The 21,599-nt window shown below is 45.1% G+C and carries 15 protein-coding genes; 11 read left to right on the plus strand and 4 right to left on the minus strand.

The features are described 5' to 3' along the window. Nucleotides 1-43: 43 nt before the first annotated feature. Nucleotides 44-1,153, plus strand: coding sequence for an SGNH/GDSL hydrolase family protein (locus tag ACO1NU_RS13395; protein ID WP_448818998.1), 1,110 nt, complete (start codon nucleotides 44-46; stop codon nucleotides 1,151-1,153). A gap of 79 nt (nucleotides 1,154-1,232) precedes the next feature. Further along, nucleotides 1,233-1,571: a zinc ribbon domain-containing protein YjdM gene (locus ACO1NU_RS13400; RefSeq protein WP_448818999.1), complete on the plus strand. Its 339-nt coding sequence runs from the start codon at nucleotides 1,233-1,235 to the stop codon at nucleotides 1,569-1,571. A gap of 123 nt (nucleotides 1,572-1,694) precedes the next feature. Here ACO1NU_RS13400 and ACO1NU_RS13405 read toward each other — a convergent pair whose 3' ends face one another. Continuing rightward, nucleotides 1,695-3,260, minus strand: a complete 1,566-nt coding sequence (locus ACO1NU_RS13405) for a carboxylesterase/lipase family protein (protein ID WP_448819000.1) — start codon at nucleotides 3,258-3,260, stop codon at nucleotides 1,695-1,697. A 414-nt stretch (nucleotides 3,261-3,674) separates the two neighbouring features. Between ACO1NU_RS13405 and ACO1NU_RS13410 the strand changes: the two genes are divergently transcribed. Beyond that, the gene (locus tag ACO1NU_RS13410) at nucleotides 3,675-4,604 is read left to right on the plus strand and encodes a hypothetical protein (protein ID WP_448819001.1); all 930 of its coding nucleotides are present in this window, start codon (nucleotides 3,675-3,677) and stop codon (nucleotides 4,602-4,604) included. 109 nt (nucleotides 4,605-4,713) lie between these two features. Here the strand turns inward: ACO1NU_RS13410 and ACO1NU_RS13415 are convergent, their stop codons facing one another. Continuing rightward, nucleotides 4,714-7,917 (minus strand): carboxypeptidase regulatory-like domain-containing protein, encoded by a 3,204-nt coding sequence (locus ACO1NU_RS13415; RefSeq protein ID WP_448819002.1) that lies wholly within the window; start codon nucleotides 7,915-7,917, stop codon nucleotides 4,714-4,716. Nucleotides 7,918-8,271: 354 nt separating this feature from the next. Beyond that, nucleotides 8,272-8,631, minus strand: coding sequence for an NAD(+)--rifampin ADP-ribosyltransferase (gene arr, locus ACO1NU_RS13420; protein WP_448819081.1), 360 nt, complete (start codon nucleotides 8,629-8,631; stop codon nucleotides 8,272-8,274). A gap of 341 nt (nucleotides 8,632-8,972) precedes the next feature. Here arr and ACO1NU_RS13425 point away from each other — a divergent pair, with 341 nt between their 5' ends. The 6 genes from ACO1NU_RS13425 to ACO1NU_RS13450 all read left to right on the plus strand — a co-directional run bounded on the left by ACO1NU_RS13425 (nucleotide 8,973) and on the right by ACO1NU_RS13450 (nucleotide 15,151). Beyond that, entirely contained in the window at nucleotides 8,973-9,425 is a 453-nt protein-coding gene (locus ACO1NU_RS13425; protein WP_448819003.1) for a DUF2059 domain-containing protein, read from the plus strand. Nucleotides 9,426-9,481: 56 nt separating this feature from the next. Further along, on the plus strand, nucleotides 9,482-10,504 hold the full coding sequence (locus ACO1NU_RS13430) for an LLM class flavin-dependent oxidoreductase (protein WP_448819004.1): 1,023 nt from the start codon (nucleotides 9,482-9,484) through the stop codon (nucleotides 10,502-10,504). Nucleotides 10,505-10,633: 129 nt separating this feature from the next. After that, on the plus strand, nucleotides 10,634-12,118 hold the full coding sequence (locus ACO1NU_RS13435) for a trypsin-like peptidase domain-containing protein (protein WP_448819005.1): 1,485 nt from the start codon (nucleotides 10,634-10,636) through the stop codon (nucleotides 12,116-12,118). A 422-nt stretch (nucleotides 12,119-12,540) separates the two neighbouring features. Then, nucleotides 12,541-13,275 (plus strand): hypothetical protein, encoded by a 735-nt coding sequence (locus ACO1NU_RS13440; protein ID WP_448819006.1) that lies wholly within the window; start codon nucleotides 12,541-12,543, stop codon nucleotides 13,273-13,275. Nucleotides 13,276-13,316: 41 nt separating this feature from the next. Then, complete coding sequence (locus tag ACO1NU_RS13445; protein ID WP_448819007.1) at nucleotides 13,317-14,768, plus strand: family 43 glycosylhydrolase; 1,452 nt, start codon at nucleotides 13,317-13,319, stop codon at nucleotides 14,766-14,768. 77 nt (nucleotides 14,769-14,845) lie between these two features. Further along, nucleotides 14,846-15,151: a carboxymuconolactone decarboxylase family protein gene (locus tag ACO1NU_RS13450; RefSeq protein ID WP_448819008.1), complete on the plus strand. Its 306-nt coding sequence runs from the start codon at nucleotides 14,846-14,848 to the stop codon at nucleotides 15,149-15,151. 24 nt (nucleotides 15,152-15,175) lie between these two features. Here the strand turns inward: ACO1NU_RS13450 and ACO1NU_RS13455 are convergent, their stop codons facing one another. Then, nucleotides 15,176-16,078, minus strand: a complete 903-nt coding sequence (locus ACO1NU_RS13455; RefSeq protein WP_448819009.1) for an EamA family transporter — start codon at nucleotides 16,076-16,078, stop codon at nucleotides 15,176-15,178. 446 nt (nucleotides 16,079-16,524) lie between these two features. Here ACO1NU_RS13455 and ACO1NU_RS13460 point away from each other — a divergent pair, with 446 nt between their 5' ends. Then, nucleotides 16,525-19,716 (plus strand): SusC/RagA family TonB-linked outer membrane protein, encoded by a 3,192-nt coding sequence (locus ACO1NU_RS13460; protein ID WP_448819010.1) that lies wholly within the window; start codon nucleotides 16,525-16,527, stop codon nucleotides 19,714-19,716. Nucleotides 19,717-19,721: 5 nt separating this feature from the next. Further along, nucleotides 19,722-21,437: a RagB/SusD family nutrient uptake outer membrane protein gene (locus ACO1NU_RS13465; protein WP_448819011.1), complete on the plus strand. Its 1,716-nt coding sequence runs from the start codon at nucleotides 19,722-19,724 to the stop codon at nucleotides 21,435-21,437. Nucleotides 21,438-21,599 lie beyond the last annotated feature (162 nt).

Consider the following 21,599-nt stretch of genomic DNA (forward strand, 5'->3'; position numbering starts at 1 on the left):
TATATTGTCTTAAGTTAATTCCATCGTGTACTCTAAAGTTTTTATGAAATATATTTTGTTCCTGCTTGCATTCTTAAATGTAGGTCTCTTGTACGGTCAGAAAGCCGGTGATGAAAAAATGAAATGGCTGAATCCGGCACAGCTTGGCTTCTCTGTTCTCGAAGGTCAGGCCTGGCCTGCTGAAGTAAAGAATTTTTATGATCGTTTTCCAGCTAAGGCAGAGAAGTCTGTAAGGAAAGAAGTTTGGCAACTATCGCGCAATGCTGCAGGAGTGAAGTTGAGATTTAAAACTGATGCGAAAAATATTACCGTACGATACAAGGTAGAGAACAAGAACTACGCTATGAATCATTTCCCGGCAACGGGCGTAAGTGGAGTAGACTTGTACTCCCGGAATCGGGATGGAAGCTGGGCCTGGGCAACCGGTAAATACAGGTTCGGGGATACTATCTCCTATAGATACCAGAACCTGGATCTGGACAGTGAGAAATATCCAGAAGGAAGAGAATTTCATCTGTATCTGCCCCTGTATAATACTGTGAGTTGGTTGGAGATCGGAGTTCCTGAACAAAACTCATTTGAGATGCTTCAGCCTCGAAAAGAGAAGCCGATCGTGGTGTATGGAACATCAATCGCCCAGGGAGGATGTGCGTCGCGACCTGGTATGGCATGGACCGCTATTCTGGAAAGAAAGCTGGAAATGCCTCTTATCAACCTCGGTTTTTCGGGTAATGGCCGTTTGGAGAAAGAGGTTGTTGATCTCCTGTTAGAAATCGACGCCGGTGTGTACGTTTTAGATTGTTTACCTAATCTCGAGGGATTTGAGTCTTCGGAGGTCGAAAGTCGCATTCTGGCGACGGTGAAGGCGATAAGAAAAAAAGACCCACGCGTGCCGATTGTGCTTACTGAGCATTCAGGGTTTATAGAAAATCGACTTGACTCTTCCACCCGTCAATCGCTAAATAGAATCAATGGTGTTTCAAAAGCTGCTTTTCGGAAGTTGCGCGCCGAAGGGATCAAAAACATACATATGCTTCCAAACAGTAAAGTGACGATGGGGACTGAGGGAACAGTGGATGGGGCCCATCCGTCGGATTTAGGAATGATGCTTTATGCAGAAGCGTATGAGAAGTTAATCAAATCCATCCTATGATGAAATAACGTCCAGGGGTGTATAAGCGCGACCAGATTAAATTGAATTGCTACCTTTGCGCTCCAATAATTTTAACATCATGAACGAACTAGCACCTTGCCCGATCTGCAAATCTCCCTATACTTATGAAATGGAAAGCCTACTGGTTTGTCCGGAATGCGGACATGAATGGAAAGCTGTTGAAGAACAGGATGGTGAGACCGCCTTTGTTGTAAAAGACAGCAATGGAAATGTCCTGGCCGATGGTGATTCAGTGATCACGATCAAAAACCTTCCGGTAAAAGGCAGCCCTAAATCTATCAAAGCTGGAACAAAGGTCAAGAATATCCGCTTGGTAGATAGCGACCATAACATTGATTGCAAGATAGAAGGGTTTGGTGCGATGGCGCTTAAATCGGAATTCGTTAAAAAAGCCTGATCTTCAAGTTTGTTGACGACCAGGCTTCAGATTTGATTTAACGGCTTAAATTATGCTTCCGCTTGCAGGAGGTTGAAGCCGCTTGCAGCAGCACAAGGGTGTGGATAGGGCTTAATGAAAGTTCTATTTTGCCCAGTCTTTTCCCTCTGGGGTAAACCTCCATTTGAAGTAAGAGTCCAGTACGTTCAATGATTTTTCATCGGGAACAGGACCGACATGAGGTTTAGCGGTTAAATACATTACCTGAGGACTTGTGCCCTTAAAGGCTGGCCATTCGGGTACTCCATTTCCGTTCGGATTGCCGGTTTTTGCGAAGTTTGTCCAATAGGTGCCGATCATATCTGAGAGTTGCAGGTCTGAAGGCGTGATATCAGGATTCTTCTCGTTCAGGGTTTGAAACACATAGGCTACATCCTGGCCATGAGGTGAACCTTGTCCATATCTTGGAGAGTTTTCCGGATATGCGGGATGCTGGTCAAAGTAATAAAGATAGACGTTGGCGCGGCTGGTTTGAGATTGAAGCTTTGCCCAGCTCCAGGTGTGCCAGCCGAAAGCTGCATCGCGGTGTAGGTCGCGGGCAGATTTAGGTATGCCGTTTTGGGAAAGAGGATAGGCAGCTAATAGCGGACCTGCATGTTTTCCAAAACGTTTTTCGACATTGGTTTTGAATTCCTGTGGGTCCTTCTCACGGGTAAAGCTAAGTCCCTCATCTGAATTGTAGCCAATGAGCACAGGTATGATGTTGTACTTTCCTTGGCTGTAAAGCTTATATTGATCATCTGGAAGGACATAGCCGTCGATAATTGGCCATGCGCCGCCCATATTCATACCCATCGGCAGTTTTTCAGCATCCAACTCGCGCAATTTAGCCAGGGAAGTGGTATTTACGGATTGAGCATAACTTAGTCCGTCAGCTTCTGCCTGCTTGAGGGTCTTCATGTTCTCGCCGGGATATGTGGTAGCGCGTGTTGGACCGAATGAGCCTCCGCTTTGGGAGATAGCTCCATGGAACAAGCCTTTGGCTAAAGGAGATGCACAAAGCATACTTACAGATATTCCGCCGGCCGACTCTCCGAATATGGTTACTTTCCCGGGGTCGCCACCAAAGGCTTTAATATTCTTCTGCACCCATTTCAGTCCTGCTATTTGGTCAAGCAGTCCATAATTTCCGGATACTTTGTTTGGATCTTCGGCGCTTAATTCGGGATGAGCCATGAAGCCTAACTGACCAACCCGGTAAGCCACACTCACCACAATTACGCCTTTTTTGGCGAGGTGAGCACCGGTGGTGTTGGGGTCGGCCGTCGTTCCAAAGCTAAATCCGCCGCCATAGATCCAAACCATAACGGGTAGCTTTTCTGTCGGTGATTTTGCAGGTGACCAGACATTTAGGTACAGGCAATCTTCACTCTTACCAGCAGCAGGAGTTCCGGGCTGGTAGGGGGAAGGGGCGAATTCAGTCGCTTGCTTGACGCCTTCCCATTTTACGGGTTGTTGAGGAGCTTTCCATCGTAATGCTTTCACTGGTGGTGCCGCAAATGGGATTCCTTTGAACACAGCCAGGCCATCTTCGGCCTTGCCTTGCAGGAGACCTTCCTCTACTCTGACCTGGAGAGGGGCTTTTTGTGACTGCGCATTGGTGGTCAAGGCAATTGACATAAGTAAAATACCTAAAACTTTAGCTTTCATTTGTATGGTTAATTAGTTGGTTAAGTTATTTGATCTTCTGTTCATGTGGAATGTTTTGGCTGATTTGAAGAAGAATTACCTTGTTTGTAGGTTATTCCAAATGGGCGGTGCCTGACAATCAGAGCTATTTCTCTTATTTTATTCATTTAGGTGGTTTTGGACGGGTAAAGGGTACAGAGCGCGAGTACTTACCTGTAATTGGTACCTGGATGCAATTTATTATTTAAAGCGGAATATTTCCAGGAAGAGAAAAGATGATTTAAGCACACAACAAAAAATCGTTCAAAAGCCCCTTTGAAATCCGTAGTTTTGGCTGTACGCAAGTGGATAGTAAACTGCTTCAGTTTCCTGATAAGCTTGTAGTGAAGAGAGATATCCATCCCCCTTGAGGTATATCTGAATTAAAAAATGAAAATGAAAAAGCTTTTAACGTGTTTAATTGGAATTATCCTGTACTCTTCGGCAGTAGCACAGAGCTCCCGGGGAAGTCGTAAGTTTTTGCTTAGGGATGAGGGACTGTCTCAGGTTTGCTTTGTCAACCTTGATGATTCGACTGCTAACTGGCAGGTAAAAGTACCTCCTGGCCGTGATCTGCAACTGGTCGGCAAAGGAAGCGTACTCATTGGTACGGGGAATGGATATCAGGAAATTGATATACGTTCAGGAAAGACGCTGAAAGAAATTTCTAATTATTCTGGATCGATCATGGCCCGACGACTGAAGAACGGCAATACGATGCTCGTTGGTTTGAATTGGGAAAACAAGAAAGGTATTGTTCTGCTTGAAGTTGCCCCTGACGGTGCAAAGAAGAAGGTTCTGAATTTTCCTGAATATAATTATGTGCGTCTGGTAAGAGAAACTCCTAAAGGAACTTACCTCATCACAGCGAATAATGTGGTGTTTGAATCAAATTCAAACGGGGAGATTATATGGAAAGCTAAACTCACCGGACCTGAGAAGATTCATGCATGGCAGGCGCTGCGTTTGAAGAAGAAAACTGTTGTTAGCACGGGCTATGGGGTTAATTTTCAGGTTCTCAAGAAGGACGGTACTCCGGAAAAGATCTTCACTGGCCCTGAGCATGTGAATCCACATTTCTTTGCAGGTTTCCAGGTTTTAAACAATGGGAACTATCTGGTCTCTAACTGGCAGGGGCATGGTGTGGGTCATGGCAATAGCGGGAACCAGCTGCTTGAGTTCACGCCCAATGGCAAATTGGTATGGTCATGGAAACAAGATCCTGCAAAGTTTTCTTCGTTACAGGGTGTTCTAGCGCTGGATGGCTTAGATCCACAATACTTATATATCGAGGGTAAGAACGGTAAGCTCAGGAAGCAAAAGTAATCAAGCTTTTGTTAGGTCTATTTTGAGCATACGATAAAAGTCCTTATAAAGTAGAGGCGCGGTTCAATTTGGTGAACCGCGCCTCTTTTATTTAGTAATCACTTGATATTTAGAATCCGTACCGTAAACCGAGTTGGAACTGGTAAGGGTTGCCGGATGGGTTTACAATACCAGCATTGTTCACCCGGTAGTTGAACGAACGGGTTGCTGCATCATAGTTCGGCACGGCAGGAACTTCAGGCGTAGTAGCAGTAGCTTCTACTTTTGGCTTTCCGTTCAATGCATATAGTGCTTGATTTCCCAATGATTTATTTACGCCCCAATCCTTATTCAGGAGATTTGCAAAATTGAATATATCGCCTGATACTTCAAGAGTATGGGTGTTGTACAGCTTGAACTTCTTGCTGACTCTCAGATCTACAATTCCGAAGAATTCATTGATCCCTCCGTTACGTTCTGCAATTTGTCCGGAGTATTTATTAATATAATCCTTTAAACTCTGACTAGCTTCAGGATTATCCATTATGGTCTGTAATCCGGTACGCACGTTTTGGGGTACATTGGCATTGTTCCTGTCAAAGATAAAAGCCAGGTCATTGGTAGCTACGAAGTCCCCATTGTTGTTTGTGCCTGATAACAGGCTATAGCGTGTGCCTCCGATTCCTGAGTAGCGAACGCCTACCGTTACGCCGTAGAATGTAGGCAGCGTACCATAGATGACGACCTTATTTCTGAAATGATTGTCAGAATAGCTCATATTGCTTAGGTTCCTCGGATCATCTTTTACCGGAAGAGAAAGCGTTGCCGAATTGGCCACATTACCGTTGAAAGAGGTATTGTCTTTCGTATCATTCCAGGTATAGCTTGCTGAGATTTCACCATCCCTGAAGTATTGCCATGTTGCGTCTACAACGACGGCAAACTGGTTTACTTTTCCTTTGCTGTTTAGTTCCAGAACGCGACCGAACTTTTCGCTGATGCGTCCTGTCTTCCAGTCGGGGGTTCCGTTGGAAGGCATTACGGGTACAAACACGCCTCTGTCTGCCTCGTTAGGGAGTGTGAAATAGGCGTTAGCAGCCATATTGCGGTCCACATACATGTAGTTGTTCCGGCCAAATGTTGCATAGCCCGTTACTCCGAGTTTTAGCCTGTTTGTGATGAGCTTGCTATATGACAAATTTGCTTTATAGACGACCGGAATCTTTGCATCTTCTGCATAAGTGTTAATTGTTGGTACCTGCAGGGCGGCTAAATTTGGTGCCTGTACGGTTCCATTTCTGTACCCTATGAAGTCTGGGGTAGGTACATTGGCACCGAATACGTCAACTGTTGCCAGGTGTTTACCATCAAATGTCAGGTTGTTGATCGTTACGTAGTTGTTTACATCAGATCCGAAGATACCTGCTCCAAAGCGTACGAAGTCTGTTCTGTTTTCATTGATATCCCAGTTAAGCTGGATTCTGGGTTGAACCAGGAACTGCTGCAGTTCATTATCTGTCCTTACACCAACTTCATCCATCAAGGTCTGATTAAGTGGGGAGGTGGGATATTTGCTGTAGTCGACCCGCAGACCTCCGATGAAGTCTAATCCTTTAGCTAATTTCGTCTGCATTTGTCCGTAGAGCGCCGTGTTCCAGATTCCTGCTTTAACCGTCGGATCATCCACCAAAGGCACCTCCCGGTAAAATCTGTTTGGAACCAGATTGTTGAAGTTCTGAAGGGATGTAGCCGAAGTGGAGTTGGTATATTCAAAACGTCCGTTCACTTCACTTCCATAAAGCGACTTGGCATGGGTGTACATCAGGTCGACACCAAAAGTATAATTGATCTTATCGGTATTGTAGTAGAAGTTATCGACCAGCTGGAACACGTTGTTCGTAAACCCTTCCTGAGCAAAGCGGTGCCCACCGATCTGTATGGCTGTGTTGGCTAATGATCCGTCAGACAAGGTTGATTGAACGTTTCCTACAATCGCTCTGGGGATGGCGAAACCGAGCTGATCATTCTGCGTACTTGCCTGGTAGGTGTACAGGTGCTGCACTTTTAGTTCATTGGTGACTTTGCTGCTTAGCGTAGAACGCAGGGTTGCGAGTAAGCTATTGTCAATATTCTTATCGTTACCGTAGCTCTCAAAGAAGTTGATTGCAGTGTTGTCTCCAAGGCCCAGCGGATTTCTGTCGTTGGTGTAGTTGTCGCGGACAGTTAGTAGGTTGCGGTCGTTGATCTGCCAGTCTAAACGCGCAAATGCGGCATCACTTCCACGTTTTTTGTCGAAGGTGCCATATTGTGGGGAGTTGGATACACCGTATTTTGCCCTCGCGATGGCAAGGAAGTCAGTCAGCGTAGTATTAGAAATACGGAATCGTGCTTCATCTGCAGGTCCGTTAACATCTGCAATAATCAAAGGGCGCGCATCTTTCTGATGGTCTAACCCGACAAAGTAGTGGAGTTTGTTCTTAATGATCGGTCCGCCTAAAGTAAATCCATACTGATAGGTGGAGAAATCGTTGTCCCGTTTGATCCCTCTGATATCGTATGGACTAGCTAGCCAATCTGCGCGGCCATACATGAAGGCGCTTCCACTGGTGGTATTGGTTCCTGATTTGGTTACCGCCGTTACAGTACCGCCACCTGCTCTCCCCATGGTTACATCATATTGGTTGGTCACGACTTTGAATTCGCGCACTGCTTCGATGGAGATGGAGTATGGCGCACCACTTCGGCTGGTTGTGCTACCTGCGGAGGTGGGGTTCTTCGCCGTCATACCGTCAATGGTGTAGTTGGTAGATGAACCGAGCTGGCCTGAGATACCTCCGCCGCGACTTAAGGGAGAGAGGTCCATTAAGTTAGAGAAGTTCCGTCCATTTACGGGCAATTGGTTCATGGTTTTCGCGGAGATCTCCGTGGAGGCACCGAAGTTCTGAACCTTATTCTGCAATCCTGATGCTACAACCTGAACGGCTTCCAGGTTGTGCGATGCTTCCTCAAGAATAATATTTGCGCGCACCACATCTCCGAAGTTGAGCATGTAGCCTGTTTTGGTTTGTTCTCCGTATCCCATGAAGGCTACTTTAACAGAATAGGGGCCACCAAGAGGCAGTTCCCGCAGGGTGTATTCTCCTTTTGCATCGGTAGAGGTTCTTGTGGTGAAGCCGGTGGAGTTATTTGTTACTTGCACGGAAGCTCCCGGAATGGGTTTTTTATCCTGTCCGGTAACAACACCTAGAATAGATGCCTGTGTGGTTTGCGCAAGCAAGGTATTCTTGATGCAAAGACACATGATAAGCGCTGTAAAAAGCAAATTTTTGACCATAATAGTTAAGTGGTTTTATGGCACGAAGATGAAGCTGTGATGTTAACAGGAGTTTTTGTACAGATTAAGAAATGGTTCGGGAGGTGTTATTTTGATGAGGCTAGAATTTCTGTCAAGACTAAAGGCCAGTAAGTAGCAATGTTGCCCGCAGTGGCAGGCGATTATATGCTTACTGTCAGCCAGGTAGGAGCTGTTCAAAAATCTTGACGGACTAGAATTATCCACCAGAGTGAGGAAGTGGCTACTTTCAGCTAAAGAGACACTTTCGGAGCTTTACTCAAATTTAGGAGGTTAGATTTCGAAAGCGACGTTGTAGGGTTTCCTATCAGAACCGTAGCTGCTTCCGGGTTCAGCCTAGTCGTTCAGTGAAGTGATGCCTCGATCCAGAAGTTTGGAAATGCCCTCACGCATGATTCTAATCTGTTCCGGATCATGTCCGTGCCAGGCGCTCACTTCACCAACAACTTTGAAAGGGTGGACTGAACGATATGACTTTGTCGGGTTGCCCTTGAACTTCCTATCCGTTAAATCAGGGTCGTCCTCTATCGGTCCGGTGGGTTCTACTAAATAAATTCTTTCGCGTGCTTCTCCAAAGGCTAGTTCCGCTCCCCAGATAGCGGCATCCAGGGTCGCTGATAAAAAGATGTATCTGGTCTTCTTTCGCTGACCGAAGTTTGAGCTGAACCCGGGTTTTATGTAATCCCCGATTTTCAGGTTTGCTTTGGTGCCGTGGAAATAGGTTTGAGCAAAGGGTGTCGCTTTGGTGCCGGATAGTTCGTTTGGATCTCTTTCATCGCTATTGAATATCTTATACCTAAGGTATTGATCATGTTTTTTCAAAATGCAGGTTTGATAGTATATTTTTTTTAAAGAAATATGGGAATAACCTTCACGTTATGTTTACAACGGAAGTGTTAGAAAATTAATGTTATATTGGCAACGGATCATCCGGCACCCTATTTAAAGGTGAATGAGTCCTGCTATGGTAAAGGAAATTAATTGATCTGATTTTACAACCTTAGCTAAGTACCCAGATTAAACCTTAATCAATCAATATGAAAGTCTCTATTGTCACACTCTTCTTTGTATTATGCACCCTTGTATCGTTCGGTCAGGAAAATAGCAGCTACAGGTCGTCGCTGATGAAACTGATACAGATATCGGGATCGGAGTTGGCGTACAAAGGCGCTGTAAGTCAGATGATCTCCATGTTCAAGCAACAGCAATCGAATGTACCCGAAGAATTTTGGAACGAGCTATCTGCGGAAATGAACAAAGATGTAACGAATCAGCTTCTTAACTTGCTTGTGCCAGTATACCAGAAGCATTTAACTGAACAAGACATACTCGGCGTTGTCGCATTTTATAAGACTCCTGTGGGTAAGAAGTTCGCGGAGAAGACCCCGCTGATCACCCAGGAATCCATGACTGCAGGTCAGGAGTGGGGTAAAGAGATTGGTTTAAAAATTGTGCAGAAACTAAAAGAGAAGGGATATAGTCAGAATTAGGCTTCTGAACACATGGGTTTCTTAAGTTGTGTTTGATCTACTAAATTGGTTATTACATGAAGAAAATTGGCTTCTTATCATTCGGACACTGGTCCAATCATCCGTCATACGCAACTCGTACAGCGGGTGATACTTTGCTTCAGTCTATTGATCTGGCTGTTGCCGCGGAGGAACTCGGTTTGGATGGTGCCTATTTTCGCGTTCATCATTTTGCCGCACAACTGGCATCTCCGTTCCCGTTGTTGGCTGCAGTTGGCGCTAAAACGCGTAGTATAGAGATCGGGACAGGGGTAATTGATATGCGATATGAGAACCCTTTGTATATGGTGGAAGATGCCGGTTCTGCTGATCTGATCTCCCGTGGCCGTTTGCAGCTCGGGATAAGTCGGGGTTCACCAGAGCAGGTGATTGACGGGTGGCGTTATTTCGGTTATGAACCTGCAGAAGGAGAAACCGATGCCGATATGGGGCGTAAAAAAGCATTAGAGTTTTTAGATAAGCTAAAGGGTGCTGGGTTCGCCAAGCCTAATCCGAATCCCATGTTTCCTAATCCGCCGGGTTTGTTACGACTGGAACCTCATTCAGAAGGTCTCCGGGAACGTATTTGGTGGGGAGCTGCATCTAACGCTACGGCGGTATGGGCTGCTGAAAACGGAATGCACCTCCAGAGCTCAACCTTGAAATATGATGAAAGTAGAAAGCCATTTCATGTGCAGCAGGCCGAACAAATCAGACTGTTCAAAGAGGCCTGGAAAAATGCTGGTCACGAGCGTGAACCGCGTGTGTCCGTAAGTCGTTCTATTTTCGCATTGGTTACTGATCAGGACAGACATTACTTCGGGCAGCAGGGCGGTGGCAGTGACAAAATTGGCTATATCGAAAGCGATAAGCGGGCAATTTTTGGAAAGAGTTATGCTGCGGAGCCTGACCGGCTCATCAAAGAGCTTGCTGAAGATGAAGCGATTCAGGAAGCGGACACGCTGCTTTTGACGATCCCTAATACATTGGGGGTTGACTACAATGTGCATGTACTGTCGTCGATTCTGGAACACGTTGCGCCAGGATTAGGCTGGAGGTAGCCGGTAAGCGTCTGTCTGAAGAGACAGATCTGGATCTGAGCGAAACTAATTGTGAGTTTAGATGTTTCATGTTCAGATGATTACCTGAAATGTTCAGGTGTCCGTACAAGAAGCCCTTATTAAACAGAGATGGTAAAAGCAGTCTCCAAAGTATCTGGTTTATGGATGTACGTGCTTGTGGCGGCGGGTCTGCTAGTCTCCTGTACCAATAATGATCCTGTTCAACAGCAGTCTGCTGCTGTTGAACAGGGATTTCCTCAAAAAAGCTCTTCTGGTGCAGTCGCACCAGGTAATGACCATTCTGCTGAGGCGGCGAAAGCCGCAACACCCGGGGTGGTTCACATCAAAACGTCTTATAGTGGCAGTCATCATGCAGAAGGATTGTTCGGCGACCTTTATGGTCGTGATGATGCGCCTGCTGCCGGATCGGGGTCAGGGGTTGTGATCAGTTCTGACGGGTATATTGCCACTAATAATCACGTGATCGAAAATGCGGAAAAGGTAGAAGTGGTATTCCCTGACCGACGTCTTTTTACAGCGAAAGTGGTGGGGATTGATCCCAATACGGACCTGGCTTTACTAAAGGTTGATGCTAAAGATTTGCCTTATGTGATGCTTGGGAACTCTGACGACGTTCAGGTCGGTGACTGGGTTCTTGCAGTAGGTTATCCTTATTCCCTGAATACTACAGTGACGGCCGGGATCGTTAGCGCAAAAGGGAGAAGTATCGGAATTATAAACGGCTCTTCTTCCCGCGGCTCCGGAAAGCAAACCAGTAGTGCGGTGGAGTCTTTTATTCAAACTGACGCGGCGATTAACCCGGGTAATAGCGGGGGGGCATTGGTTAATATGAATGGGGAATTAATTGGAATTAATACTGCCATTGCTTCACTCACTGGTAGTTATGCCGGCTATGCTTTCGCGGTTCCGGTGAACCTTGCAAAAAAGGTCCTGGATGATATGAAAGCATTCGGGAAGGTGAAGCGCGGGCTGCTGGGGGTATCATTCCCATCCCCGCAGGTCGAGGACGAGTACCTTAAACAACAAGGTATTGCGCCAGGCTCTGTAAAAGGGATTTTAATTACAGGAGTGCAGAAGGGGAGTGCTGCTGATGGTGCAGGCCTTCGGCAAGGCGATATTATTCAGCGTCTGGATAGTGTTGAGTTGTCGTCGTCTGCTGAGTTCTCCGAGCGGATCGCCCGGCATCGTCCCGGAGATAAAATTAAGATTGACTTCATCCGTAACGGGAAGGAACAAAGCACTGCTGCTACTTTAAAGGAAGAAGTCGTGCAGCTTGCGGCGGCTGATAACAAAGAGTCTCTCACAGATATTTATACTCAGCTAGGTGCTACGTTTGCTCCTCTTGATGACCGGCTCAAAAAACGGTTCGGTATCCATGCAGGCGTGGTTGTGACGCGGATACTAAGGGGCGGATTTTTCAATCAACTGGGAGTGCCGCCGGGCACCGTCATCGTGTATATCAATGGTAAGCCAGTGAATAGTCCCCAGGATATCGACACCGCCCTCAAAGCAGCCAAGGCTTCGAGACTCCAGATCTTAGGAATTGCGCCGGATGGTTCACGGATTGCATTTAACTTTTCTTTGGGTACTTAAAATTCTTATGCGGGAGGTAGTTGCGGGACGATCGTTGGTTTTGTATTGACCTACTTCCTGACTTTACCTGATATGGGTATGATGGGTATGTCATCAGATACCGTTGTGCTACTATGCCGCTTAACGTATGTTTCTATAGTGCTCATTCAATTAAATTCTATTCTGAAGTTTTTTTCAAAGCAGGATATAGGTCAGATCGGTTGAGACGGTGATTTGATTGTTTAAGGCTGCTGCGAGAACTGCCTGGCTGTTCATCTGTCTTGCTATGAATGCTCAGATGACAAATGTCCTAGAAATTTTGACAAAACTGCGATTCCCCACCGCTTTTATCCATTACTATTGTGGAATCCCGATTGCTTGTCAACCAGGGAGTACGCTAATCTTTTTCTAATCGACTAAATTATAAACCACAGAGATCTTCTATGAATAAGAAGTACGTAATGGCCCTGCTTCTCGCGGGCGTTGTTTTTTCATCGGAATTAAGGATACAAGCCCGTTCAGTAACTGCAGAATTTAAGAATAAAGTCATTATCCAGCGCGATTCAGTCGTGGGAATTGATGCTTATTTCACTCCCTCAACATCGTCTAAAAAGGCGCCTGATGCGGAAGGATTCATTCAACGATGGCTGCTCCTGGAGCCGATTAATAAGCCAAACCGTAGCAACACAGTTTTTACCGACAGCTATTTAAGAGAAGCGTTCGCAACCAAGTACTTTCCTAATCAGTTTACCGTCATTCCAAAAGACGGAGATATGGTCAAAGCCGGAGACCAGCAGTTAAAATGGCATGCACTCGACAGCAAAAACTTCAATGTGAAGCTATTTAGGTTTGCTCATGGCCTGGAGAAACAGATTTATGGAGTGTTATTCTGGGCTGTGACTGTAGTAGATAGTCCGCGGGAAATGCAAAATGTGCGGATGGCTGTAGGCTCTAACTCAGCGTCGATGTGGTGGTTAAACGGAAAGGAGACGTTGCTGCTTTCTGGCGACAGGCGTATGGTAATGGATGATGGTGTTTCTAAGCGAATAACGCTCAACAAAGGGAAGAACATCATTCGCGGTGCAGTGATCAACGGCCCCGGTATGAGCGATTTTTGTGTTCGCTTCCTGGACGAAAAGGGTCAACCCATCAAAGATCTGCGCATTACTAACAAATAAAAGCCATCCTATTTATCTCAACATACGGAATTGAAGTTACTATGATCAAAGGAATTAACAACATCGGGGTATTAACCCTTTTAGCTTATTGTTTAACAGGAACAGCAGTCGCACAGGTTGGCAAACCATTTATACATGATCCTTCAACCATTATGGAATGTGATGGTAAGTATTACACGTTTGGCACAGGGTCGGGCGGGTTGATATCTGAGGATGGCTGGACCTGGAATAGTGGTGGAGTTAGGCCTGGCGGAGGTGCGGCACCGGATGTACTGAAGATCGGCGATCGTTATCTTATAGCTTATGGAGCGACTGGCGGTGGATTAGGTGGTGGTCATAATGGTAGGATACTGACCATGTGGAATAAAACTCTTGATCCTAAGTCGCCCGATTTTAAATACACGGAGGCTGTTGTTGTGGCCTCATCTGATGGAACCGAAGATTGTGATGCCATTGATCCAGGACTTCTTCTTGATCCAACAGACGGACGGCTGTGGCTGTCCTACGGAACATATTTTGGTTTCATTCGCCTTGTAGAACTTGACCCGAAAACTGGTAAACGCGTTGAAGGCAATGAAGCTATCAATATTGCCATTGACTGCGAAGCCACCACCTTGATGTATGAAGATGGATGGTATTATCTTCTGGGAACGCATGGAACCTGCTGCGACGGGCCTAACTCCACTTATAATATTGTAGTTGGGCGCTCGCGTAAAGTAACTGGTCCTTACCTCGATAATATTGGAAGAGATATGTTAAAAGGGGGCGGGAAGCTGGTTATCGCCGCAGGTGGCAGGGTTAATGGACCTGGTCATTTTGGCCGGATGATTCTTGGTAATGGTATAGAAAAGATGTCATGTCACTTCGAAACAGATCTCGATCAAAGTGGTCGCAGTGTTTTAGGTATAAGACCTTTACTCTGGAAGAACGGATGGCCTGTGGCAGGGGATCAATTCAAAGAAGGAACCTATGAGATAGAATCAGAGCGAAGAGGTTATGCATTGGAATTGGCTGTCGATTTTACAAGAATGCCAGGCGGAATGCGTGGGTTCAACCGCGATAATAACGAACCAATAAAACCTGTGCCGTCGCAGCAGCTTGCTGATGTGATTAAATTATGGCCTACAGGGAATATTGATGTAAGAATAGGTGATTACATGTTCCGCCCACATCAGAAATGGACTATAACAGCAGTGCCGGGTGCGGGAGGTTATTTAGGTGCTCCCTACTATAAAATAGTCATTGAGGGAACCGGGCGAGCTTTAGCGGCTACTGTAGAGAGGGAAGTTATTTCGGTTTCTGAGTTCTCAGGAGCACCGGAGCAGCTGTGGCGTATAGATCAGCTGACTGACGGAACTTATCGGATCATGCCTAAAGAGGTTCCGGGGTCACAAAAGCAACTCGCTCTCGTGTCTTCCGGGGATAGTACTCCTACACTTGCGGAGTTTGATATGAAAAGCGATAATTCGAAGTGGAATTTCAAGGCGCATTAAATTGTTGGCATCATGTCGTTTGATACAGGAGAATTATACATTTGTGATTCAAATATTCTTGCCAAAAACTAAATCACATGAATACTCTTGATTTGCTGTACAAAGAAGCACCAGACGTTGCCACCGCTTTTGATGGACTGATTGATGCACTGAAAAATACCACAGGATTAGATGCCAAAACTAAGCAGTTGGTCTACATCGGCATTAAATCTTCGATGGGAGACACTTCAGCGGTGTTTTTCCATGTTCAAATGGCAAAAAGACTAGGAGCAACCAGGGAAGAAATCCGGGATACGATTCTGATTACGCTATCGGTTTGCGGACTAAAGGGCGTAGCGAGCTGTCTCGAGTCTGCATTGGAGGTTTATGAAAAGGCTGAGTAGCCGTTTGACTGCTTGGAAAAGTACCTAATTCTGCTGATTAGCCATCTTATACTTAAGAAGCTGATTGGTGTTGAACACAACAAGGGCCAGAAAGATCAGTACATAAGCGAAGATCTGCAAAGATCCTAAAGGTTCATGATAGACCAGTCCCGATAGAATAAATGCGATTATTGGGTTTACGTTTAAGATCATACCAACGCTTGATGAACTGATGCCGCTTAATGCATACAGGTTTAAGAACAAAGGCACGATCGTGTACAAGACAGCAATGATCTCCACGTAAAAATAGAATTGCAATTTTGTGGGGATTGGACCAGCGTAAACCGGATAAAAAGGCAGCAGGATCAGAGCGGATATGAGAATATGGAAATTGAGAATTAGAAATTTATCGAAGCCAGCGTTTTTGTTTTGACTGATGAGGTAGCAAGCATATGTAAGACCAACAAAGGTGCTATAGAGCATCGTTGTTACGCTGGTATACGATAGCAGCAGGCACCCTAGAAAGCTCAGCCCAACAGAGAACCATTTGGCCGGACTTAAGCGATCGTGCAGTAAATAGTAGGCGAGGACGGTCGTTAAGATCGGGCATACGAGGTAGGCAATCGACGTTGCCCTTACACTAACATGGTTCATTACGTAGATGAAAGAAAACCAGTTAACTGTTAAAAATATGCTGGCTCCAATGTTTAGCCAAAGGATCATGCGCTGCTTCTTCTTCGGTAAAGATCTAAAAAGGGTATGTGTGTCTTTTATGTTCTCTCTTTTAAAGACGACAGAAATAGCAGACATGATCAGCGCGCAACTGAATACCCGATAAAACAGGATATCCAATGATGGATATGTATGCAGTGGCTTCAGTACAAGGCTGAAGAATCCCCATATAGAGAAGGCGAGTATAGCAGCTAAATAATATTTTAAATTTCCCACAATTTGCACCAGATAGAATCTGGAACTAAAATACAAAAGACCGTTCAGGTGAACGGTCTTTTGTGTTTTTTCAGACTATGATCTATAAACAGGCTTTCTCCTATGGTTTATCCCAGAGCAGGCGGATAATCGGGTTGTCGGGATGTTCCGGGAACGATTGCATAATTAGTTAATACGACTTTCTTGGATTTACTCTTTTTAACATGTAGAATTGTGCTTGAAGATCAATATAAGCAATATGCCTTATATAACCAAATAAACATAATTAAAAATTAACCCTTGAATTAACCAAAATCTCCCATTGGGCAAAGGGGGATTATAGAAAAGACCGTATTACTTGAGCAAATCTTTTCCAGGAAAGGATTTGTAGCTGTACTGTTGCATATGTAACGAATTCGCGTGAAGGGGTCTATTCCTTCCCAATATTTAAACCTAGTAATCAAATTATGAAATGTTTTTACCCAATAGTAGGCCAACCAGCTATTAAAAAACTCATTCAGTCGACAAAAGCTACCGTAGTGGTTTCTTGTCTGCTCTCCGGGTCTCTACCCGCTTTAGCTATAAGCCCTATTTCACAAGCTCATGCTGTAGGATATACAGCCGCCGCCGACATTGTTGTTACCGGTAAAGTCGTAGACGCTACGGGAGAAGCCCTGATCGGGGTTTCTGTAAAGATAAAAGGAACAAATCAGGGAATCTCAACGGATGTTAACGGGAATTTTCGCTTAACAACTAATGAGAATGCTACACTGGTATTTAGTTACGTTGGCTATGAGCCCCTTGAGATCGCCGTACGCGGACAGAAGGACCTAAGGGTCGTGTTAAAAGCGTCCTCCAGCAATCTGGAAGAAGTGGTGGTAGTTGGTTACGGTACTGTGAAAAAGCGTGACCTAACCGGTTCGGTAGGATCGATCAGTTCTGAAACGATCGCAGCGAGAGGTTCGACTTCTGTCATGTCTGCCTTGCAGGGATCAGTCGCCGGGGTTAATATCAGCACGGCATCTGCAAGGCCAGGAGCCTCTTTTAACATACAGATTCGTGGACAGAATTCAATTAATGGTAATGTGCGGCCGCTATATGTGGTTGACGGGATCGTTATGGATAATATCGACTGGCTTAATCCCTCTGATATCAGCAAAATTGACGTCTTAAAAGATGCGTCGTCAACAGCGATCTACGGGTCACGAGGTTCAAGCGGGGTGGTGATTGTCTCAACAAAAGGCTCCACAGTAGCGAATGTCAATAAGACAAGTTTCAGCTATGATGGGTTTTACGGTGTCCGGGATCTTGCCCGCATTCCGGAATTCCTTGATGGAAGAGACTGGGTTGATTTCAGAACTTCCAACTTTTATACTTATAATGCTGGAAAGGGAGCTTACGAGCTAACTTCGGCTAACCAGGGATCTATTCTGCAGTCCAGCAAGGTTATACAACAGCGATTATATGATCAATCGTATACAGATTGGTTAGAACTGGGGACAAAACAGGGCTCCCAGCAAAATCATTTTGTTAACGTGAATGGAATCAACGGTACTACTACCTATAACGTGGGTCTGGGGTATCAGAGTGAAAAAGGTAACTTTACTAATGAAGACCTTAATAAATACACGCTGAAACTTGCGCTTAACAGTAAACCATCGAAGATTGTAACGCTAGGAGCTTCGGTGAATTTAGCGCAAAACATCCGAAACAACGGAAGCCAAAACGGTTATCAGGATCTTTTCAGGGCTGCTCCGGTATTGTCGCCTTATGATAGTCAGGGAAATCTGGTTCCCCAGCCAGGTGTTGCATCAGCGATAGAAGGATCCGCGAACTTTACCAGTTCAGGTAATCCATTAATCGAGATAGAAAGCGGAAACAGGGAAAATCGTCGTTTCGATATCCTGGGTAGCGCTTTCGCAGCTGTGAGCCCAATTCAGGGATTAGAAATCAAAACAACGTTTATGCCCCGCCTTAACCGGGTTCGTGATGGCTATTATTATGGTGTAACGCCTGATCGTACTCAAAGTACTGCTTTTCAGCAGAATGATGAGTCTTTCGAATGGACATGGGACAATCAGATCACCTATAATAAGCAATTAACACCTGACCATACGATCAACGCTACCCTGATTAACAGCTTTTATAAAACGCGTTATGAGAGAGCCAGGATTACATCTAATAACCTTCCTTATGATTCTGAGTGGTACAATCTGGGCATGGGTACGATCGTTCAGTCGGGAACCGGATCATACTATGAAGAGTCCACTCTAACATCATATGCAGCCCGTGTGCAATATGACTACAAGAGCAAGTACCTTTTAACCGGTACTGTCAGATACGACGGTGCCTCCAGGCTGCGGGACAAGTGGACAGCATTTCCATCCTTTGCACTCGCCTGGAGAGCTAATGAGGAAGAATTCTTGAAAAAGGACTGGTTATCTGATCTGAAAGCGCGCTTTAGCTTCGGTTACTCCGGAAGTAATAGCGGTATATTACCCTTCGGAGCGATGCAAACCCCAAATCTGACGAGTCAAAATTTCTATGACTATGGCGATGGTAAGTTAGTTACAGGCGCGATGACCGGACTTCCCGTGAATCCATTTATTACCTGGGAGAAAACAAGAGAGTTAAATTACGGTCTTGATTTCGGATTTTTCAATCAGCGGATTTCCGGTACTGTCGATCTGTACAACAAGCTTTCTGATGGATTATTGATGTCGAGAAATCTTGCCGTGGAATCGGGAGTAACATCGATGACAGATAATATCGGCTCGGTATCCAACAAAGGAATTGAAGTTGCCCTATCCACCGTCAATGTGCGTACGACTAATCTAAACTGGACAACCTCATTTAATTTTGCTTTCAATAAGAATGAAATTAAAGAACTTACCTCTGGCTCAACTTCAGACGTAAGTAACGCTTGGTTTGTCGGACAGCCGATAAATGTTATTTATGACTATCGGGTAGCTGGTATTTGGAGAAGTGATCAGGTGGCTGAAGCTGCGAAGCTGGGACAACAACCAGGGCAGGCCATTCCTGTTGATGTAAACGGAGATGGTAAGTTTAGTGGTGATGACCGTACGATACTGGGGCAAGTTGATCCTAAGTGGACCGGAAGTTTTACATCGACATTAAGCTATAAGAACTGGGACCTGGGTGTCAATTTATACGGCAGATGGGGAACATTCGTGAGTGACTACTTTCTTGCCGAGTACAGTACAGCTGCTAATAATGACCGGGGAAGACCTAAGATCGCAGTTGACTACTTTGTTCCCGCTAATGTGCCAACAATTGACTGGAACAACTGGGATACTTCTGGCTCAACACCCGCAGTAGTATGGGGTAATACAGGGGCAGGAAATGAGAACGCTTCGCTGCCGGTATTCCGTAATGCGGGTAATTACTGGGGTAATAACGGACGTTACACAAAGGCAGACTTTGTCAAAGTACGCAACATTACTCTTGGTTACAGCTTTGGAAAGAAAGTATTAAACAAGACTAAACTGAGCGATCTGCGTATTTACGCTAATGTGTTGAATCCATTTACATTTACCAGTTACAAAGGATGGGATCCTGAGTATGCTACCACAACGCTGGTAAACGGAAATGGACCAAGCAGTGTGATCTATCAGATGGGTGTGAACGTTAAATTTTAATTAGGATGAAAAAGCTATTCAAATTATTCATATTAAGTTGCTTCTTATTTACGGGGTGTTCTGACTTCCTTGAAGAGGATAACAAGTCTGGGATAACCAATGATGAGTTTTACAAATCGGCTGCAGGTTTCCAGTCTTTAATGACGGCTTCTTATAGTGGACTCCGGAATATTTTCGGCCGGGACGGTGAAAACGCACCATACGTGTATTTTGCAGGAACAGATATTTATGAGTCGACAAGGAACACGAGCACGGACCGTGGTATTCTGACTTACAATGGACTATTCCCAACTGATGCACGAGTAAATAGTTTCTATACAGCGGTGTACGCCAATATCCAAAATGTAAATATGGGCCTGAAGTACATAGATGGAGCGCAGATCAGCGATGCTCTTAAAACGCAGTACAGGGCTGAACTCACCTGCTTTCGTGCGATTCTACATTTTTGGCTGATTGAGCAGTTTGGAGGTATCGTCATTACGAAGGATGCAACGCAAACGGCTGTAACCAGCATTCCACGTAGTTCCCTTCAGGATTCCTACAACTTCGTTATCTCGGAAATGGAGTCGCAGGTAAATAATCTGACCACTGACAACAAGCGTTTGGGGAAAGAGGCCGGTTTTCATTTTCTGAGTAAAATGTATTTGACCAGAGGCTGGGACTTGAATGACCAGGCATCGTTCACAAAAGCGAAAGAGAATGCCACGAAAGCAATTAACGGAAAGACCATTACTATTCCTTTTGAAACGTTGTGGAATCCTACAAACGAAAATAACTCTGAGTTTTTATTCTCTGTCCAATATGATGTGGCGTCACTGCCTGCAGTTACGGAAGGGAATTCACAACAAAGTATTTTCGGCGCTTACCTGGGAGGTACAGAGACCGGATTAGGAAAGTATCAGACAACATTGGTCTATCCGTCCTGGAGCTTACAGAATTTCTATCCGTTCAACGATAAGCGTTATGAGGGGACTTTCATGACGACAATTTATAATAATTACTATGATTATTATACGCCGGCGGATACTGCGTCGAAAGCTATTTACGCATACTTTCCGAGAGCTAATGGTCGTGATTTCTCTTCTGCCGATTCTATTGCCTGGGTAACCAAATATGCGAGCCGGTTGAAGAAGTCTGATAAGGGAGCGCTACTCTTTAAAATGCGTCCATTTAAATCTAAAGAAACTGCCTACCGTTGGGCCTGGTCTCAAGATTTTTATAGTCCGGTTATCAAGAAATTTGATAGTCCTGCAACCAAGGCGACCTGGTCCACCCGTGCCAGTGCCCGGGATATCGTTCTTGCACGTCGTGCAGAAACCTACTTTTTGTATGCTGAAGCCTGTATTGGTTTAGGTCAATTTGCAGAGGCGCAAACCTATTTGGAAGCAGTGACGCGTCGTCCTGGTAATACAAAAGATGGCAGTCCGCTTGTTCCTGTTACCAATATATCCACAGCTTCGAGCCAAAGTGCTGCATTAGACAGCTACCTGATCGAAAGTGCTAAGGAATTTGCTGGAGAGTACCTCCGTTGGCCAGAGCTGCGCAGAACAAAGAAACTGAAGGAATTTGTTGGAAAGTATAACTTTGATATCAGAGTGGATAATGGCGGCGTAGAAGCTGTTCTCCCTGGAGATGTTGCGAAACGTTATCGTCCAATTCCGCAATCTGCTATTGACAGGAATGAGGCTTTAACCGAAGCTGATCAGAACCCTGGATATTAGTCGGATCAATTTAACCAATAACAAAAGAAGCTGCCTCAAAAAGGCAGCTTCTTTTGTTATTGAACAGGCGCGATCTTAACTCAAGAGTGCATTTACCTGAAAGTACATCATTTAAAAGCCACAGAAACAAAGAAGCCGCCTCATGATCTAATATGAGGCGGC

The sequence above is a fragment of the Arcticibacter sp. genome (assembly GCF_053551015.1).

Coding starts and splice junctions, on each gene's coding strand:
- ACO1NU_RS13430 (WP_448819004.1), top strand. CDS start 9,482: ATGAAGAAAATTGGCTTCTTATCATTCGGACACTGGTCCAATCATCCG.
- ACO1NU_RS13415 (WP_448819002.1), bottom strand. CDS start 7,917: ATGGTCAAAAATTTGCTTTTTACAGCGCTTATCATGTGTCTTTGCATC.
- ACO1NU_RS13425 (WP_448819003.1), top strand. CDS start 8,973: ATGAAAGTCTCTATTGTCACACTCTTCTTTGTATTATGCACCCTTGTA.
- ACO1NU_RS13445 (WP_448819007.1), top strand. CDS start 13,317: ATGATCAAAGGAATTAACAACATCGGGGTATTAACCCTTTTAGCTTAT.
- ACO1NU_RS13400 (WP_448818999.1), top strand. CDS start 1,233: ATGAACGAACTAGCACCTTGCCCGATCTGCAAATCTCCCTATACTTAT.
- ACO1NU_RS13465 (WP_448819011.1), top strand. CDS start 19,722: ATGAAAAAGCTATTCAAATTATTCATATTAAGTTGCTTCTTATTTACG.
- ACO1NU_RS13395 (WP_448818998.1), top strand. CDS start 44: ATGAAATATATTTTGTTCCTGCTTGCATTCTTAAATGTAGGTCTCTTG.
- ACO1NU_RS13435 (WP_448819005.1), top strand. CDS start 10,634: ATGGTAAAAGCAGTCTCCAAAGTATCTGGTTTATGGATGTACGTGCTT.
- ACO1NU_RS13450 (WP_448819008.1), top strand. CDS start 14,846: ATGAATACTCTTGATTTGCTGTACAAAGAAGCACCAGACGTTGCCACC.
- ACO1NU_RS13440 (WP_448819006.1), top strand. CDS start 12,541: ATGAATAAGAAGTACGTAATGGCCCTGCTTCTCGCGGGCGTTGTTTTT.
- ACO1NU_RS13410 (WP_448819001.1), top strand. CDS start 3,675: ATGAAAAAGCTTTTAACGTGTTTAATTGGAATTATCCTGTACTCTTCG.
- ACO1NU_RS13460 (WP_448819010.1), top strand. CDS start 16,525: ATGAAATGTTTTTACCCAATAGTAGGCCAACCAGCTATTAAAAAACTC.
- ACO1NU_RS13405 (WP_448819000.1), bottom strand. CDS start 3,260: ATGAAAGCTAAAGTTTTAGGTATTTTACTTATGTCAATTGCCTTGACC.